Raw genomic sequence first — 15,034 nt, 5'->3', positions numbered from 1 at the left:
ATGACGAACTGTGCTTCTGTCCCGCGTTGCTGACGCCGCCCGAGCCGAGTGTCGGGACGGGTCGCATCACCTTGGCCATGACCTGCGACAACGGGTTGAGGCTGCCGGCCCGGCCGGCGCCGCCACCTCCCCCGACCGCGAGCTGCCGGTCCCCCACATCGGTCGGAGCCCGATCGGACACACCGAATCGGGACCCGATCGGCCGCACCGATGACTGCGGGCGGGCGCCGGGGACGGCGCCCGCCCGGAGGGTCCGGCGGTCAGCTCCAGGGGTTGGCGGGCTGGTCGTTGATGGCGGTCCAGAAGCGGGTGTTGGTGGGCAGGGTGCCGTTGGCCCACAGGCCCCAACCGGAGGCGTCGTGGAACTCGGCCATCCGGAAACCGGCGCCGAAGGCACCGGCGCACTTCTGGTCGGCGGCAGCCCGGCTGGTGAGCTGGCTGCCGGGCAGCGGCGCGGTGGCCTTCACCTCACCGCCGGCCCAGCTGTGGAAGCCGCTCGTCGGGACACCGGCGGGGGCGGGACGACCGTCCTGCTTGAGGCACAGCAGGGGCAGCACGGCACTCGACGGGGTGTCACCGTTGTACGGGTTGCTGTTGGTGGAGTTGTCGTAGCCGACGTGCACCACGTTGTCGGCGCGCTGCTCCAGGTTGGCCCAGGTCATGCCGGCGTGCCGACCCGCGAACAGGGCCTGGTAGGCGGTGCTGTAGATGTTCCACTGCTGGTAGCTGCCGTAGTCGCAGCCGCGCATGACCAGCTTCCAGCCGCCGAAGGTCTTCTTCGAGTTGTCCAGGCAGTCCGAGGTCGACACGTTCTTCAGCCGCACGCCGAGCAGGCCGTAGAGCGGCGGCTCCGCCTGGAACGGGGTGATCTCCCACTGCTGGCTGGTGGCACCCACCCGACAGCCGGAGCCCACCACACCGTCGAACTGCGTGAGACAGCGGTCGCCGTCGGGAGTGGGGATGGTGATCGTGTACCGCTCCGGGTAGCCGGCGACGGGCTTGATCACCCACATGCCGGGGTTGTCGGACGGTGCGCAGGGGTGCATGTCCTGGGACTCGGCATGCCCGTCCGGACAGCGCTCCGAGTACTGGTTGAACAGGACGGTCGCGGGCGTGTCGGCGGACGCGCCGCCGGGCACCAGGCCCAGACCGGTCACGGCGAGCGCCAGGGCGAGCCCGAGGCGCCTGAGGGTCGAGCGCATGACTGTCTCCTTGAAGGATCGGTGGGGTGACGGACCGCCGGGCGGGGAAGCGCGTCGGCCGGCGGCCGGCTGCCGGTGTACGGCTGCCGGTACGAGTACGAGTACGGGCCGGGACCGCGATGCCGCAGCGGTCCGGACGAGGGAGAGTCTTGTCGTGGGGCACGGGTCGCCGGTAGTGGCGGATGCCATCGGCCGGGCGGGCGGTGTCATGGCCGACCGATGACAGTTGTCATGGCCTTTTGGCTGGTTCGGCCACAGACAACAGCGGACGGCGGACTCTAGGCTGGCCGGACATGATCACCTCACCTCCGGGGTCCGGGACGCTCGAGCCGGGGAGACTCGAGCTGGGGAGACTGGGCCGCCTGACCTCCTGGACGCTGCTCGCGCTGGGGCCCCTGTGGCTGCTGCTGGCCGCGAACGACGTCGTGTTCAACCTGAGCCCCGCGCGCCGGGCGCTGACCGCTCCGGTGGTCGTCGCCGTCGCCGTCCAGCACACCCGGTTGATCCGCCGGGCGGTGCCCGGTGGCCTCGGGGGCCGGGGCCCACTGGACGGCTCGGCCGTCGTCGGCGGGTGGTGGAACGTCCTGCTGCTGGCCGCGGCGATCGCCGTCTGGGGCGACATGGCGGACCGCCCGTACACCGCGATCGACTGGGCCATGGTGCCCGGGGCGATGGCGGCGGCGCTGGCCCTGTCCCTGCCCCCGCAGGCGCGCTGGCGGCTGCTGGCGGCGGTAGCACTGGTCTGCGCGGTCCTGGGTGAGACGGTGGCGCAGTGGCGCCAGGCCCACCCCGACCTGCTTCCCGGGGTCCCGGCGGTGACCGGCGCGGCGATGGTGCTGTTCATCACCGGAGTGGAGTCGGTGCTGGCCCGGCTGTGGCGGGCGGTGCTGGAGGCCGAACACGTCCGCGGGACCACGGCCACCCTGGCCGTGGCGGAGGAGCGGATGCGGTTCGCCGCCGATCTGCACGACCTCCAGGGCCACCGGCTCCAGGTCATCACGCTCAAGGGCGAACTCGCCGAACGGCTGATCGGCCGCAGTGACCAGGAGGCCCGTGCACAGGTCAGGGAGATCACCGACCTGGCCCGCGCCGCGCTGGAAGAGTCCAGGGCCGTGGTCCACGGCTACCGGCGCGCCAGCCTGAGCACCGAACTCGCCAACGCCGCAGCCGTCCTGGAGGCCGCCGGGATCCGCACCACCGTCGACGGCGACGCCGCACACATCCCGCACCAGCTCCAGCCGGCCTTCGCCGCCCTGGTCCGCGAGGGCGTCACCAACATCCTGCGCCACAGCCGGGCCCGCCACTGCCGTATCACCGTCACCGCCTCCCCCGGCCGGGCGCGCCTCCTGCTGCGCAACGACGGCGCACCGGCGCGCACCGCGGAGCCCGGCAGCGGCCTGGCCGGACTGCAGGAACGCTTCCACGCCATCGGCGGGTGCATCCGCATCGCCACCCACCCCGGCGGCCAGTTCGAACTGGCCGGCCACGCCTCCCGGGAGACCCCTGCGTGATCCGCATCCTGCTCGCCGACGACGAGGACCTCGTCCGCGGCGCCCTCGCCGCACTCCTCGATCTCGAACCCGACCTGACCGTCACCGCCCAGGCCCCGGACGGCCGCGCGGCCGTCGAAGCCGCCGCCCGTCACCCGGTCGACATCGCCCTTCTCGACCTGGAGATGCCCCACCTCGACGGCATCTCCGCAGCCCAGGCCATCACCAGGCACCACCCGGTCCGCACCGTCATCGTCACCCGCCACGCCCGTCCCGGCGTGCTGCGTCGCGCCCTGGCGGCGGGTGTCCAGGGCTTCGTCCCCAAAACCACTCCCGCCGCCGAACTGGCCGCCATCCTGCGGGACATCCACACCGGCGGCCGCTACATCGACCGCCGCCTCGCCACCCACGCCCTCACCGAGACCCCCTGCCCGCTGACCCCGCGCGAACTCGACGTCCTGCGCGCCGTCCACCACGGCCAGGCCATCGGCGCTTTCGCCGAACAGCACCACCTCGCACCCGGCACCGTCCGCAACTACCTCTCCGCCGCCATCACCAAGCTGGCCGTCCGTACCCGCCACGAAGCGGCACGCCGTGCCTGGGAGGAAGGGTGGATCTGAGGCCGCGCGCGTGCGGGCCGACGCGGGGGTGGCCGACGAGCCGGCTCCGGCCGGCCGGCACCTGGTCACGGACTTCGTCGCCATCGGGCGGCCTCGGCGTCGTCTCCTTGTTCCGGGTAGGTTGATCCCTTCGAACACATCATCAGGGGGAGTCTTGACAGCGCCATCGCCGGACCTCACCGACCGGTTGGTCAGTGCCGTGGTTTCAAGGGACGCCGCCACCGTGCGGTCCTGTCTGGAGCAGGGCGCGGCGCCGGACACCTTGGGCCCCGACGGCCTGCCCCTGCTCTGCACCGCGGCGGCCGGGTTCGACCACCTCACCGCAGAGATTCTGGTCGAGGGGGGCGCCGACCCGGACCGTGAGCTCGCGGACGGCAGTACTCCCCTCCTGCGGGCGGTCGACACCGGCTCTCCCGCACTGGTCGCCGCGGTACTCGGAGATGCCCCTCGGCTCCGTGTGCCCGAGGCTTCCCGACGACAACTGCTCGGCCTGGCCCGGCACTGGTACGAGATCGGCGTGGTCGAGGAGCTGCGCCGCCGGACCGGAGCCGCCGGGGCCGCCGTCACACTCCGGATGGACGACACCCACGACGACGGCGCGATCGACGAGATCTCCCTCGGCGGGCTCACCGCGCGGGCCGGACACGGGGCAGTCCTCACCTACCTGGAGTGGCGATTCGGCCTGCTGCCGCCCCTTTCCGAGGTGATGGCACGCGCCGTCCCCCATGCGGAGGACGGAGACAGCAACTGGTACTTCGCCAGCTACTGTCTGGGCCGGCGTCGGGGACCACGCATCTGGTCCGAGCTCACCGCTCTGCGTCGCCATCCGGACCCGAAACACCGCCGTTTCCTGGCCTCGGTTCTGTGGCACCGGGGCACGTCGGTGCCGGTCGACCGCGCATCGGACGTCGTCGGCGATGCCGACTTCCTGGCGTCCTGGGCCCGGGACGAACCCGACGGGCACGTGCTGGCCGACGTCCTGGGCGCCTACAACAACAGCGATCATCCGGGGCAGGAAGCCATCGGGCTGCGGCACGCGGACCATCCGGACCCGCGCGTGCGCCGCGAGGCGGCGTTCTGCCTGAGCCGGGAGCGGACCGCACGCAGTGCGGCGGCCGAATCCGCACTGCTCGACATGGTTCGCGATCCCGATCCTGACGTCCGGGCCACCGTGGCCCAGGTGTTCGCTCCACGGTTCGCTCCCGACAACCCACTCGCCCCGGCGATCCGGGACGCCCTGCTCCTGCTGCTCGCGGACGACGCCCTCCGAGTACGCCGCAACGCCGCCGAGTCGCTCGCCCTCTCCGACGACCGGACCACCCCTGTACTGAACGCCTTCCTCGCCCTCCTCGACGACGACAACGAGGACCTGCGCCTGGAGGCAGCCTTCGCGCTCGCCCGTCGTGGCGACCCGCGGGCCGAGCAGGCCTACGAGCGCGTCGGACCGGTCGATGCCTTCTCCGAGCACGACCACCGGCTGTTCGCCCTCTGGCGGTACGGCGTGGGCGGGCAGCCCGATCGGGCTTGACGGATCGGAGAACCGGAGGACATGACGATGGAGGCACCGCGGATACGCCTCGGCAGCGGTGGAGCGTGACTGGAGCCGGCCCGGGCCGGTGAGGACAGCTGGCGGGTCACCGCCGACCGGTGCTCGTCCCTGTCGGCCGACTTCACCGCCCACCTCACCAGGGCCGAGGTCGCGGACCTCCCGCGCGGATGCTGTCCGATCTGCGGTCCCCGTGGGGCTCCTCGTTCTCATCGGCGGTGACTCCGATCGCAACAACCCGCTGGTGGTGAACACCGAACCGGTCGGGCGCGGGTTCGCCTTCTCGGTGCGTCTGCCCCCCCAGTGACGACGATGCGTGTCACCTGCAGATGGAGATCGATCCCGTCGACGCCACCGACCTCCGCGACATGTTCGGTGCGTTGCACGCAGCTTTGGCACTCCGACCAGACCGAGGTCCAGGCGGTCGAGCTTCGCGTCACCGAGGACGAGGACGCGTGGTGGGCCCCGTGCGCGCCACGGCTGCCCGGAGTGCCGCCTCCCTCGCCGCGGGATCCGGCCCGTTCGGATCCGTCACCAGGAAACCGTGCAGCTCGATGGCATCCACGTCCACGTCATCGGGATCCGGACGGCCTCCACGACGAAGCCGCAGAGCGCGCGCAGCGCGTCCTCTCCCATCGCCAAGGGGTGGAACGGGAGAGCGTAAGGCGTTTCCTCCTCGTCCGGCCACCGGATGGCGTCGGTCGGTTCGGCGGCGGCTGGAAGGTCAACGCCGAACTTCCCGGCCCGGCCGCCTTCGACGCCGCGCGCCGGTTCGTCCGTCCCGACGACGTCGCGCGGTCCATCCCCTGCGGCGACGACGTGGACGCTTTCGTCGAGGCGGTGCGCGCCTGTGCCGAGGCGGGGTTCACCGAGGTCGCCCTGGTCCAGATCGGCGGCGACGCGCAGCCGCCCTTCCTCGACTGGGCCGAATCGGCTCTGCTGCCCGCCCTGCGGAACCTCTGACGCCGAACCGCCGGCACCCGTGGGTGACACGGTCCGGGAGTTGCCCGCTGCGATCCGATCGGACATCCCGCTCGGTCCCGTCGAGGCATCCGAGTCGAGGCACCCGAGTCACGGGGCCCGAGTCGCGGTGCCCGGGTCGAGGTGCCGGGAACGGGAATCACCGGAACCCGGCGCGTGCCACGGCAAAAAAGCCCACATGATGTCCGGCCTTCCGGGCACACGCGAGCGCGAGAAGGCAGACGACCGAGCAGGAGGGCACCCATGGGCATGGACGAGACCAAGGCGGGCGTGAGGCATGCTGTCTCTGCCACGGCGCACGGCGCCGGCGCGGGAGTCGCGCGGGCGACCCGCGCGGCGGAGCACGCCGCCGCGCCCGCGCTGGCGGCGCTGACGTCCGGCGTCGAACACACCCGCACCGCAGGCCGGCAGGCAGCGCACGCGGTGTCCGGCGTGGCCGAGCGCTCCAGCGACGCGGTCGGCGAAGCGGCGCGCCGCGGTGGTCGGCTGGCTCGGCGCCGCCTCCACCCGACGCCACCCGCGTCCCGTCGCCGCGGCGGCCGGGCGGGCGCGGCCGTGGGACTGCTCGTGGCGGTGGGCGCGGTCGTGGGGCTCGGACGGTGGGCCGTGCGGCGCCGGCACGACGACCTTCCGCCATGGCTCCGGGCCGAGTCGCCCACCGTCACCGAAACGGAAGAGCAGCCCGGTGAACGAGTCCGGCCGTGAGCGTGCCCACCGCGAAGCCGAGGACCTGTCCCGTCCCGAGGGCGAGGTCGACGAGAAGAACGCAGGCCTCGTGGCACCCGACAACCGGGGCCCGCGGCCGCTGGTAGCGCGACCGGTCGGGCCCGGCGCGGGCGCCACAGCCGGTTCGGCCGGTCCGTAGCAGCCACGACCGTGAGAGGAACATGTTCGTGACAGTGACAGAGCGCCTTCCAGGACCTGTCGATCACGAGTGGGACTGGCAGTCGAGTGCGGCCTGCCGGGAGGAGGACGAGACCCTGTTCTTCCACCCGTCCGGCGAGCGCGGCCGGGCGCACGACGAACGGGAGGCGGCGGCCAAACGGATCTGTGCCGGGTGTCCGGTCCGCCAGCGGTGCCTCGACCACTCGCTCGCCGTGCGCGAGCGGTACGGCGTCTGGGGCGGCCTCGGCGAGGACGAACGGCTCGCCCTCCTCCGCCCCGTCGCCCACCACGGCAGGTAGCCGGCCGCGCGGCCCAGCACCCCGGCCCCGGGCCCCGCCTCAACAGCAAGCGGCAAGCGGCAACTGTCCGAGCTCACCACGGCCGCGCTGTACGAGCACGCCGGCGACCCCGACATCCCCCGCCGCTCCACCATGACCCGCGACCGACGCCAGAAAGCCCGCGAGACGACCGCCCGCAGTACCAGGGCCCGCGCCGCCCCATGAACCGGCGCGGGGAAAAAGACCCGGATGAGCAGCAGCGGACCGAACAAGAGCCGAGAAGCCCCGGCCACGGCGGCCGAACGCGTCCGGCGCCGCGAATCGGGCGACCGCTCGTTCGGGGACCGCGCCGCGCGGGCGCCCCGCAAACCGGGCCCCGGCACGGCGGACGACCAGGACGTCGTGGTCCGCGAGACCTACGACGCCACCACCGAAGCGTCCCGCACGAGTACACCGCCCCGGAAACCGCGGAACACCGACCAGCACGACGACGCACCCGGCCAGGAACGGCCGGACGCCGGAAGCACGCCCCGCCGTCGACGGTGATCGCCGCACCGGGCGGGTCCGGCCGGCCGGACCGTGAGGAGAGGCCGTAGGAGGCCCGTCGTGCGACCACGCCCGAAAGGGACTCGTCGTCACCGACCGCCGAGCACCACGGCACCAGGCGGCGCACCCGCAGTCGCGGGCACGGTCCAGGCCCGGCCGGGCACGCGGCAGACGTCCACCTCCACCTGGAAGGCACCGACAGCCATGGCCCTGGTCCAGTTGCTCGTCCCGCCCGCCGTCGCGGTGATCCTGACCACCACCGCTCCCTGCCTCCCGCAACGCCGTGGCCGCCCGCAGGCGGCCGTAGTGCGCAGCGACCGCACCCTCTACCGCCCCCGCCACGCCCGGCCGCGCCGCACAACCGCACCGGCGGACCCCGGCCGCCCCTCACGGAGAGTGGCGCGCACGGTTCGGCTCTTCCCGGGCTCGCCGGGACTCCAGCCGCCGACCGCGGCGACCGGGCGGCGCTTCGGCCCGCTCTGAGGGACGGCGGGAGTTTCTGACCGCCCGCCTGCGCGAGGACCGACGAGGGAAATCAGCGGGCGTCGGTTTCGTCGATCAGGTACTGGAGCTCGTCGAAGATCTGGAGGACGACGACGACCAGGACGTGGTCGGCGACCATGAACTCCACCACGACGCCGGGGGCGGCGTAGGCCTTGCGCAGGTGCTCGTCGGGGCCGATGGGTGCCGTCGCGGTCTTGTGGTACGGGTCGCGGGCGAGCACGCCCAGGGCGCGCTCCAGAAGGTCGCGACGCTCGGCGGGCAGGGCGTCAATGGTCGCCTTGGCCTCGACGGTGAACTGCACGCGGTACGTCATGCCCGCCACCATAGCCGGGGCCGGGAGCGGACCGGAATGCCCCTCGAGCTCGAGCACGGGCCCGGCCACGCCGACGACCACGCGGACGACGCGCACCGTCCCCGGTCGACCCTTCGGCCGAGGATCGTGGCAGCACGCGGGTCCGGCACCGCGAGGGCGGCCCGACCGGGAGAGGGCCTCGAGCCCGGGCGACGGTCCGTCACCCCGCCGGGTCGGGCTCCGAGGCGGCGATCACTCGGTGGAAGGCGCGGACGTGCGCCTCGACCAGGTCGCCGGCCCGCTCCGCGTCCCCGGCGGCGACGGCCTCGTAGATGGCGTGGTGCTCGGCACGCAGCTTCGCCGCCTCGGCCTCCCAGTCCGGCAGCCGGCGGGAGGCGGCGAGGATGGTGTGCCGCACGGCGTTGCGGACGGCCACGGTGAGGTCGGCGACCAGCCGGTTGCCCGCCGCTTCGGCGAGTGCGACGTGGAAGGCGGTGTCGTGCTCGTTGAACCGTTCGAGCTCGACACCCGGCTCGTCCATGCGGAGCAGCGGCTCGCGCAGGCGGGCGAGGTCGTCGGCACCGGCGCAGGCGGCCGCGAGGCGGGCGCTGGAGCGCTCCAGGCTCGCCCGGAGCTCGAAGACGTCGGCGAGCGGGAAGTTGGCCAGGGCGAGGTGCAGGCGCAGGAGCTGGCTGAGGCCCTCGCCCGGGACGGCGGCGATCACGGTGCCGGAGTCCGGCCCGGTGCCGACCCGGGAGCGGACGGCTCCCTGGGCCTCCAGCACGCGCAGGGCCTCACGGATGGCGGCCCGGCTGACCCCGAGGAGCTCGACCAGCTCCCGCTCCGGGGGCAGGCGGTCGCCCACGCGCAGCTTCCCGGCGAGGATCTGCTCCTCGATGCGGGCGAGCACCAGCTCGTACGTGCGTGTGCGCGGGACCGGTTCCCAGCCCGCCGTTTCCGCCATGTGCCCTCCTCCGAACGATCCGGGGTCATCGTAGCCCGATCCCCGACCTTGGTCTGACCATATGCCGGGCGGTTCTGTACATCGCCCTTCCCCACCATCTATGGTCAGACCAAAGCCCAGAACCGCCGCCCTTGGAGCCGCGATGCGTGTTGCCCTCTTCGTCACCTGCGTCAACGACGCGGTGTACCCGGAAACCGGGCGGGCGGTGGTGAGCCTGCTGGAGCGCCTCGGCGTCGAGGTCGACTTCCCCGCCGCCCAGACCTGCTGCGGCCAGCCGCAGTTCAACACCGGCTACCGACGCGAGACCGAGCCCCTGGTCCGGCGCACCGCCACCGCGTTCGCCGACCACGACTACGTGGTCACCCCGTCCGGCTCCTGTGCGGCGATGATCCGTGACAACTACCCGCGGATCGGCGCCGCCGCCCGCGCCGAGGGCCGCGGCGGCGGACTGGCCGACGCCGCCGCGACGCTCGCCCCGAAGGTGTACGAGCTGACCGAGTTCCTGGTCGACGTCCTGCGCGTCACCGACGTCGGCGCGTACTACCCGCACACCGTCACCTACCACCCGTCCTGCCACGGCCTGCGGATGCTCGGGCTCGACGACCGCCCGCAGGCCCTGCTGCGCGCCGTGAAGGGGCTGACCCTGGTGGAGCTGCCGGGCGCGGAGGAGTGCTGCGGCTTCGGCGGCACTTTCTCGGTCAAGAACCCGGCCGTCTCCGCCGCGATGGGCGCGGACAAGGTGCGCAACGCGCTCTCCACCGGGGCCGAGGTGCTCTGCGGCGCGGACAACTCCTGCCTGATGCACCTCGGCGGCACGCTCCGGCGGCAGGACGCCCCGCTGCGCACGGTCCACCTGGCCGAGATCCTGGCCAGCACCGAGAAGGAGACGGCGGCATGAGCGGCACCTACCTCGGCATGCCCGCCTTCCCGAAGGCCGCGGCCGTCAGCACCCGGGACACCCGCCTGCGCGCCAACCTCACCCGCGCCACCCGCACGATCCGCGACAAGCGCGCCAAGGCGGTCACCGAGCTCTCCGACTGGGCACAGCTGCGCCAGGCCGGCAAGGAGATCAAGGACCGGACGCTGCACCGGCTGGACCACTACCTGCTCCGGGCGGAGGCGGCCGTCACCGCGGCCGGCGGCACCGTCCACTGGGCGGCGGACGCCGCCGAGGCCAACCGGATCGTGGCCGGACTGGTGAAGGCCAAGGGCGAGCGCGAGGTCGTCAAGGTCAAGTCGATGGCCACCCAGGAGATCGGCCTCAACGAGGCCCTGGCCGCCGAGGGCATCACCGCGTACGAGACGGACCTGGCCGAACTCATCGTGCAGCTGGGCGACGACCTGCCCTCGCACATCCTGGTCCCGGCGATCCACCGCAACCGGGGCGAGATCCGCGACATCTTCCGGGAGGCGATGGGCCGTTGGGGGCGGCCCGCGCCCGACGGGCTGTCCGACTCCCCCGCCGAACTGGCCGAGGCCGCCCGCCTCCACCTGCGGGAGAAGTTCCTCCGGGCCAAGGTCGCCGTGTCCGGGGCCAACTTCCTCGTCGCGGAGACCGGAAGCCTGGTGGTCGTCGAGTCCGAGGGCAACGGCCGGATGTGTCTGACCCTGCCCGAGACGCTGATCTCGGTGGTCGGCATCGAGAAGGTGGTCCCGACCTGGCGCGACCTGGAGGTGTTCCTGCAACTGCTGCCGCGCTCCTCCACGGCCGAGCGGATGAACCCCTACACCTCGATCTGGACCGGCACCACCGAGGGCGACGGCCCGCGCGAGTTCCACCTCGTGCTGCTGGACAACGGCCGCACCGAGACCCTGGCCGACGAGGTCGGCCGGCAGGCGCTGCGGTGCATCCGCTGCTCGGCCTGCCTCAACGTCTGCCCGGTGTACGAGCGGGCGGGCGGACACGCCTACGGCTCGCCGTACCCGGGACCCATCGGCGCCATCCTCACCCCCCAGCTGCGGGGACTGCGGAGCGAGGTGGACGCCTCGCTGCCGTACGCCTCCTCGCTCTGCGGGGCCTGCTACGAGGTGTGCCCGGTCGCCATCGACATCCCCGAGGTCCTGGTCCACCTGCGCGAGCAGGTCGCGGAGAAGGCCGGCGGCCACCGCGCCGAACGCGCCGTGATCAAGGCCGCGACCTGGCTGCTGGACCACCCGGCGGCCTACGGGGCGGCCGCCCGGACCGCCGCGAGGACCCGCCGGCTGCACCCGCGCCGACTGCCGCTGCCCGGTCCGGCCAAGGCCTGGAGCGACACCCGGGATCTGCCCGAGCTGCCCGACCGGACCTTCCGCGACTGGTGGAAGGCCGACCGGGCGGGCGGGGACGGCACGGCCGCGAAGCGCACGGTCGAGAACCCCACAGAGAACGAGAACCGCACGGAGGGGAACGATCCCGAATGAGCGACTCCCGCGAGCAGGTGCTCGCCAGGATCCGTACCGCGCTCGCCGACCGACCGGCCGGGGCGGCGGACGCGGACCCCGACGACGAGGTACGGCGCGACTACCTCGTGTCCCACCTGGCGGAGGATCCGGCCACCCTGATCGCCGTGCTCGCCGAGAACCTCGCCGAGTACCGGGCGGTCGTCCACCGCTCCACCGACCGCGAACTGCCGGAGCTGATCGCCCGGCTGCTGGCGGAGCGGGGCGCCGGCTCGCTGGCCGTCCCGGCCGATCTGCCCGCGACGTGGCTGGCCGCCGTCGAGGACGTGCGACTGGTCACCGACGGCGCCGACCTCACGGCGGCGCAGCTGGACCGGGTCGACAGCGCGCTCACCGGCTGCGCCCTGGCCGTCGCTGAGACCGGCACCATCGTGCTGGACGCGGGGGCCGCCCAGGGCCGGCGCGTGCTCACTCTCGTACCGGACCACCACATCTGCGTGGTGCGCGCCGACCAGGTGGTGGCCTCGCTGCCGCGCGCGCTGCCCCGGCTCGACCCCGCCCGCCCGCAGACCTGGATCTCGGGGCCGTCCGCGACCAGCGACATCGAGCTCGACCGGGTGGAGGGCGTGCACGGCCCGCGGCGGCTGGACGTCGTCCTGGTGGAGGACCGGACCGGCTGACGGCGGAGCGGACCGCCCGGGTGCGGCGGACCCCGGTTGTGCGGCGGCCGGCGGTCAGCCGGCCGTCGCCGCCAGCCAGTCCCGGTAGCGGGTGGGGGCCAGCCGGGCACCGGCACCCGGTGTGAGCACGTCGCCGGGGACGGCGGCGAACAGGCCCGCCCGGTCGTCGACGAGCACGGGGCGGCGGTCGCCGCGGGCGGCCAGGGTGAGGCGGCCGATCTCGTCGAGCGTGAACCGGTCGGGGCCCGCGACGTCCAGGGTGCCGCCGAGCGGCGCCCCGGTGGCCACGTCGGCGAGCGCGGTGACGACGTCGGCGCTGGCGATCGGCTGGATCGGCGTCGCGGGCAGGCGCACGGCGTCCTCGTCCGAGGTCCAGGACATCGTCGGTTCGACGAACTCGAAGAACTGGGTGGCGCGCACGATCGACCAGGGCGTCGGGCCGCCGCGCAGCAGCTCCTCCTGGAGCGTCTTGGCGCGGTAGTAGGCGAGGTCCGGGACCAGGTCGACGCCGACGATGGAGAGCGCGACCTGGTGGCGCACGCCGGCCCGCTCGCCCGCGGCCAGCAGGTTGCCGACCGTGGTGCGGAAGAACGCGATCGACTGCTCGTCGAAGGTGGGCGAGTTGGTGACGTTGACGGCCACCTCCGCGCCGGCGAGCGCCCCGTCGAGACCGGATCCGGTCAGCAGGTCGACGCCGGAGGAGAGCGAGGCGGTCGTCACCTCGTGGCCCCGGGCGGCGAGTTCGGCGGCGAGCTGGGATCCGATCAGGCCGGTACCGATGACGGTGATCTTCATGGGAGTGCCTTCCTTCACCGGCCGGGCGCGACCGCCCGACCAAAACTCGGACAAGTTCTATCCGAGATACTACTCGGATATCCTTTGTCCGAGTCAAACGCGAGCCAGAGGGAGGCGGAATGAAGCTGTCGGGTGGCGTGGAGTGGGCGCTGCACTGCTGCGTGGTGCTGACCGCGGCCGCGGAGCCGGTGCCGGCCGCCCGGCTGGCCGCGCTGCACGACGTGTCGCCCAGCTACCTGGCCAAACAGCTCCAGGCCCTGTCCCGCGCGGGCCTGGTGCACTCGGTGCAGGGCAAGACCGGCGGCTACGTCCTCACCCGGGAACCCGCCGGGATATCCGTGCTGGACGTGGTGCAGGCCGTCGACGGGGCGGACCCCGCCTTCGTCTGCACCGAGATCCGCCAACGCGGCCCACTGGGCACCCCGCCCGAGCAGTGCACCGGGCCGTGCCCCATCGCCCGGGTGATGGGCGCCGCCGACGCGGCCTGGCGCGCCTCACTGGCCGCCGTCACGATCGCCGACCTCGCCGCGTCCGTCGCCGCCGGCAGCGGATCCGAGGCACTGCCCACCGTCGGCGCCTGGCTGGCCCGCGACCCCGACTGATCCGCGGGCGCGGCCCGGTCCAGGGCCGCCGGGGGCACCGCTGCGCCCTCGCACCGGCCGCGCGACGACGCCACGATCGTGCTGGTGGAGTGGCACCACCCGGACCGCACCGGCGGCTGACCCTACGGGCGTGCCCGGAGCGGGATCCCGGTCCGGGCACGGCTCGCAGCCGGGGCTACGGCTCCAACAACCGGTCGAGCACCCGCCCGAAGACCAACCGGGCGGCGGACGCGACGAACGGGTCGGTAAAGCCGGGCAGCCCGGTGATCCGCAGCTCCTCCGACCAGGAAACCGCACTGCCGCCGCCCGCAGCACGGACCCGCAGCACGGCCCCGCCGCGCACCGGGCGGCCGCGTTTGGCGAGCCGGCAGAGCCCGTCGCGGCCCGGTCCGGGCGGTACCAGCTCGACGATCTCCATCGGGTCGTCGAAGCCCAGCGGCCCGAGGGAGGTGCGCGCGAGGACGAGGTCACCGACCTCCCGGCCGGTACCGCGGGCGACACCGACCCGGGTGAACGGCACCCGCTCCCCGTGCCGGGGCCAGGCGGTCAGCCGCTCCCAGCAGTCGGCCGGAGGCAGCGGCGAGCGGCGGTTCAGCACGAAACGGGCCATGCGGACCACCGTAGCGCCGCCCGGCCCCGAAGGGCCGGGCCGCCGTACTCGTCGGGCGGCACCACCACCGCCTCCCGGCCGGGATGCCGGTTGGAACGGTCTCGTACACCGCGACGTCGAACCCAGGTCGGGGCGACCAGGACAGTCGGCGTGCCGTCCCCGAGCGGGCACGGCATCCCGAGAATCCTGCAGCCGGGCTGTCGTGCGCAAGCCCTGCCACGACGGGCCCCGGCGGCTCTCCGGCAACCCACTGCCGGATTGCCGCAGGCCCGACCGCTCGGTTTCCCGGGAGCCAGTGTCGCCGTCCGTGCTCGGGGCACCAAGGTACGGGTGAACTCGGCCGACGCCTCCAAGGTCTTCGACAGGAACGGCTGCCTCGTGCCGTGCGGGCATCAGCGCCCCGCCGATCCGGGACATCGACCCGTCCCGGTGCTCGTCAGGACCGCAGCGAGCTGACGAAACAACAAAATCTTCGGCCCACCCCCGGGGAGCGAGAGCTATTCTTCGGCTTATGGGCCGTAAGATCTCCTGCCCCCACCCCGAAACGCACCACCTCGCCAGGCCCGGGACAGCCGCCCCCGACGACGGCCGGTGGCGGGGCTCAACCGCCCTCGGGCAGTGGGCCGAGGGCCCGCGAGCACTCGAGGGAGACCAGGACGT

17 protein-coding genes and 1 pseudogene are annotated in these 15,034 nt (G+C 73.5%); 11 read left to right on the top strand and 7 right to left on the bottom strand.

Annotated features, from left to right (window positions below):
- Positions 1-260: 260 nt before the first annotated feature.
- Complete coding sequence (locus tag BLU95_RS39740; protein ID WP_093864311.1) at positions 261-1,202, bottom strand: ricin-type beta-trefoil lectin domain protein; 942 nt, start codon at positions 1,200-1,202, stop codon at positions 261-263.
- A gap of 293 nt (positions 1,203-1,495) precedes the next feature.
- Here BLU95_RS39740 and BLU95_RS39735 point away from each other — a divergent pair, with 293 nt between their 5' ends.
- The 3 genes from BLU95_RS39735 (at position 1,496) to BLU95_RS39725 (ending at position 4,840) form a co-directional block, all read left to right on the top strand.
- A complete protein-coding gene (locus BLU95_RS39735; protein ID WP_159425227.1) occupies positions 1,496-2,713 on the top strand; it encodes a sensor histidine kinase in 1,218 nt (405 codons plus the stop codon).
- Positions 2,710-3,312 (top strand): response regulator transcription factor, encoded by a 603-nt coding sequence (locus BLU95_RS39730; protein ID WP_093864309.1) that lies wholly within the window; start codon positions 2,710-2,712, stop codon positions 3,310-3,312. Before BLU95_RS39735 ends, BLU95_RS39730 begins: the two co-directional genes overlap by 4 nt.
- Before the next feature lie 154 nt (positions 3,313-3,466).
- On the top strand, positions 3,467-4,840 hold the full coding sequence (locus tag BLU95_RS39725) for a HEAT repeat domain-containing protein (RefSeq protein WP_231978130.1): 1,374 nt from the start codon (positions 3,467-3,469) through the stop codon (positions 4,838-4,840).
- Between the two features lie 549 nt (positions 4,841-5,389).
- Here the strand turns inward: BLU95_RS39725 and BLU95_RS45910 are convergent.
- Positions 5,390-5,500, bottom strand: a complete 111-nt coding sequence (locus tag BLU95_RS45910) for a hypothetical protein (RefSeq protein ID WP_400747884.1) — start codon at positions 5,498-5,500, stop codon at positions 5,390-5,392.
- A 63-nt stretch (positions 5,501-5,563) separates the two neighbouring features.
- On the opposite strand from BLU95_RS45910, the pseudogene BLU95_RS39720 reads away from it, so the two are divergent.
- From BLU95_RS39720 to BLU95_RS39700, 4 genes and pseudogenes are all read left to right on the top strand, one after another.
- A pseudogene (locus BLU95_RS39720) lies at positions 5,564-5,821 on the top strand (LLM class F420-dependent oxidoreductase); the annotation flags it as partial.
- 261 nt (positions 5,822-6,082) lie between these two features.
- The gene (locus BLU95_RS39715) at positions 6,083-6,544 is read left to right on the top strand and encodes a hypothetical protein (protein WP_093864308.1); all 462 of its coding nucleotides are present in this window, start codon (positions 6,083-6,085) and stop codon (positions 6,542-6,544) included.
- A 188-nt stretch (positions 6,545-6,732) separates the two neighbouring features.
- On the top strand, positions 6,733-7,023 hold the full coding sequence (locus BLU95_RS39705) for a WhiB family transcriptional regulator (protein ID WP_231978129.1): 291 nt from the start codon (positions 6,733-6,735) through the stop codon (positions 7,021-7,023).
- A gap of 228 nt (positions 7,024-7,251) precedes the next feature.
- The gene (locus BLU95_RS39700; RefSeq protein WP_093864305.1) at positions 7,252-7,548 is read left to right on the top strand and encodes a hypothetical protein; all 297 of its coding nucleotides are present in this window, start codon (positions 7,252-7,254) and stop codon (positions 7,546-7,548) included.
- An 89-nt stretch (positions 7,549-7,637) separates the two neighbouring features.
- Here the strand turns inward: BLU95_RS39700 and BLU95_RS42775 are convergent, their stop codons facing one another.
- The 3 genes from BLU95_RS42775 to BLU95_RS39690 all read right to left on the bottom strand — a co-directional run bounded on the left by BLU95_RS42775 (position 7,638) and on the right by BLU95_RS39690 (position 9,308).
- Positions 7,638-7,805 carry a hypothetical protein gene (locus BLU95_RS42775; protein ID WP_159425226.1) on the bottom strand — a complete coding sequence of 56 codons (168 nt, stop codon included), beginning with the start codon at positions 7,803-7,805 and terminating at the stop codon, positions 7,638-7,640.
- Positions 7,806-8,083: 278 nt separating this feature from the next.
- Positions 8,084-8,365 carry a hypothetical protein gene (locus BLU95_RS39695; RefSeq protein WP_093865461.1) on the bottom strand — a complete coding sequence of 94 codons (282 nt, stop codon included), beginning with the start codon at positions 8,363-8,365 and terminating at the stop codon, positions 8,084-8,086.
- 199 nt (positions 8,366-8,564) lie between these two features.
- A complete protein-coding gene (locus BLU95_RS39690; protein ID WP_093864304.1) occupies positions 8,565-9,308 on the bottom strand; it encodes a FadR/GntR family transcriptional regulator in 744 nt (247 codons plus the stop codon).
- Between the two features lie 142 nt (positions 9,309-9,450).
- On the opposite strand from BLU95_RS39690, the gene BLU95_RS39685 reads away from it, so the two are divergent.
- Genes BLU95_RS39685 through BLU95_RS39675 form a run of 3 tightly spaced genes read left to right on the top strand, consistent with a single transcriptional unit; the run spans position 9,451 to position 12,367 of the window.
- Complete coding sequence (locus BLU95_RS39685; RefSeq protein ID WP_093864303.1) at positions 9,451-10,206, top strand: (Fe-S)-binding protein; 756 nt, start codon at positions 9,451-9,453, stop codon at positions 10,204-10,206.
- On the top strand, positions 10,203-11,708 hold the full coding sequence (locus tag BLU95_RS39680; RefSeq protein WP_093864302.1) for a LutB/LldF family L-lactate oxidation iron-sulfur protein: 1,506 nt from the start codon (positions 10,203-10,205) through the stop codon (positions 11,706-11,708). Before BLU95_RS39685 ends, BLU95_RS39680 begins: the two co-directional genes overlap by 4 nt.
- Positions 11,705-12,367 (top strand): LutC/YkgG family protein, encoded by a 663-nt coding sequence (locus BLU95_RS39675; RefSeq protein WP_093864301.1) that lies wholly within the window; start codon positions 11,705-11,707, stop codon positions 12,365-12,367. The genes BLU95_RS39680 and BLU95_RS39675 overlap by 4 nt, the downstream gene beginning before the upstream one ends.
- A 54-nt stretch (positions 12,368-12,421) precedes the next feature.
- Here the strand turns inward: BLU95_RS39675 and BLU95_RS39670 are convergent, their stop codons facing one another.
- Positions 12,422-13,162, bottom strand: a complete 741-nt coding sequence (locus BLU95_RS39670; protein ID WP_093864300.1) for an SDR family oxidoreductase — start codon at positions 13,160-13,162, stop codon at positions 12,422-12,424.
- A 119-nt stretch (positions 13,163-13,281) separates the two neighbouring features.
- Here BLU95_RS39670 and BLU95_RS39665 point away from each other — a divergent pair, with 119 nt between their 5' ends.
- A complete protein-coding gene (locus BLU95_RS39665; RefSeq protein WP_093864299.1) occupies positions 13,282-13,764 on the top strand; it encodes an RrF2 family transcriptional regulator in 483 nt (160 codons plus the stop codon).
- Positions 13,765-13,939: 175 nt separating this feature from the next.
- Here the strand turns inward: BLU95_RS39665 and BLU95_RS39660 are convergent, their stop codons facing one another.
- Positions 13,940-14,374: an SRPBCC family protein gene (locus BLU95_RS39660; protein ID WP_093864298.1), complete on the bottom strand. Its 435-nt coding sequence runs from the start codon at positions 14,372-14,374 to the stop codon at positions 13,940-13,942.
- Positions 14,375-15,034: the final 660 nt, after the last annotated feature.

The sequence above is a fragment of the Streptomyces sp. TLI_053 genome (genome assembly GCF_900105395.1).
Classification (GTDB): domain Bacteria; phylum Actinomycetota; class Actinomycetes; order Streptomycetales; family Streptomycetaceae; genus Kitasatospora.
Note: the sequence above shows the minus strand (reverse complement) of the source record. Positions and strands in the feature narration are given on the sequence as shown.

Coding starts and splice junctions, on each gene's coding strand:
- BLU95_RS39740 (WP_093864311.1), bottom strand. CDS start 1,202: ATGCGCTCGACCCTCAGGCGCCTCGGGCTCGCCCTGGCGCTCGCCGTG.
- BLU95_RS39735 (WP_159425227.1), top strand. CDS start 1,496: ATGATCACCTCACCTCCGGGGTCCGGGACGCTCGAGCCGGGGAGACTC.
- BLU95_RS39715 (WP_093864308.1), top strand. CDS start 6,083: ATGGGCATGGACGAGACCAAGGCGGGCGTGAGGCATGCTGTCTCTGCC.
- BLU95_RS39700 (WP_093864305.1), top strand. CDS start 7,252: ATGAGCAGCAGCGGACCGAACAAGAGCCGAGAAGCCCCGGCCACGGCG.
- BLU95_RS39695 (WP_093865461.1), bottom strand. CDS start 8,365: ATGACGTACCGCGTGCAGTTCACCGTCGAGGCCAAGGCGACCATTGAC.
- BLU95_RS39690 (WP_093864304.1), bottom strand. CDS start 9,308: ATGGCGGAAACGGCGGGCTGGGAACCGGTCCCGCGCACACGCACGTAC.
- BLU95_RS39685 (WP_093864303.1), top strand. CDS start 9,451: ATGCGTGTTGCCCTCTTCGTCACCTGCGTCAACGACGCGGTGTACCCG.
- BLU95_RS39680 (WP_093864302.1), top strand. CDS start 10,203: ATGAGCGGCACCTACCTCGGCATGCCCGCCTTCCCGAAGGCCGCGGCC.
- BLU95_RS39675 (WP_093864301.1), top strand. CDS start 11,705: ATGAGCGACTCCCGCGAGCAGGTGCTCGCCAGGATCCGTACCGCGCTC.
- BLU95_RS39670 (WP_093864300.1), bottom strand. CDS start 13,162: ATGAAGATCACCGTCATCGGTACCGGCCTGATCGGATCCCAGCTCGCC.
- BLU95_RS39665 (WP_093864299.1), top strand. CDS start 13,282: ATGAAGCTGTCGGGTGGCGTGGAGTGGGCGCTGCACTGCTGCGTGGTG.
- BLU95_RS39660 (WP_093864298.1), bottom strand. CDS start 14,374: ATGGCCCGTTTCGTGCTGAACCGCCGCTCGCCGCTGCCTCCGGCCGAC.